The organism is Pantoea sp. PSNIH1 (genome assembly GCF_007680655.1).
Lineage (GTDB): Bacteria > Pseudomonadota > Gammaproteobacteria > Enterobacterales > Enterobacteriaceae > Pantoea > Pantoea eucrina.
The window spans coordinates 1-239 of the sequence record NZ_VEIP01000030.1; the positions used below are offsets into that span (position 1 = coordinate 1).

The 239-nt window shown below is 52.3% G+C and carries 1 rRNA gene; it reads left to right on the top strand.

Going from position 1 to position 239, the window contains the following annotated elements:
* Window positions 1–239, top strand: a 23S ribosomal RNA gene (locus tag FS690_RS18260); the annotation flags it as partial.

The window sequence follows — 239 nt, forward strand, 5'->3', positions numbered from 1 at the left end:
AGGGAAAGGCGAAAAGAACCCCGGCGAGGGGAGTGAAACAGAACCTGAAACCGTGTACGTACAAGCAGTGGGAGCCTTCTTTATGGGGGTGACTGCGTACCTTTTGTATAATGGGTCAGCGACTTATATTCTGTAGCAAGGTTAACCGCATAGGGGAGCCGCAGGGAAACCGAGTCTTAATTGGGCGCTAAGTTGCAGGGTATAGACCCGAAACCCGGTGATCTAGCCATGGGCAGGTT